Annotated in this window: 1 protein-coding gene; it reads left to right on the top strand. The window is 38.4% G+C overall.

Going from position 1 to position 219, the window contains the following annotated elements; genetic code table 11:
* On the top strand, window positions 1-219 hold a 219-nt coding region (locus NE637_RS15645), incomplete at both ends, for a SpaA isopeptide-forming pilin-related protein (protein ID WP_256267843.1).

The raw sequence follows: 219 nt of genomic DNA, 5'->3' as shown, positions 1-219 counted from the left end.
GGGTGTTGCAGAGTTTAGAGGTCTTGCATATTATACAAATAAGGCGAATGAAGAAAATAAAGTTCAAGGTGATGACGCAGCTACCGGAGCAAAGAAGTATTATCTTGTAGAGACAAAAACGGTAAAAGGATATCAGCTTCCGAGTAAATATTTTGAAGTGACAGTGAATCACGATTCATCTACTGCTACGGTTCCAAGCGATACGATCATAAACACAAA

This window comes from Desulfovibrio desulfuricans, from assembly GCF_024460775.1.
In the GTDB taxonomy this organism is placed as follows: Bacteria; Desulfobacterota; Desulfovibrionia; order Desulfovibrionales; family Desulfovibrionaceae; genus Desulfovibrio; species Desulfovibrio desulfuricans_E.
Note: the sequence above shows the minus strand (reverse complement) of the source record. Positions and strands in the feature narration are given on the sequence as shown.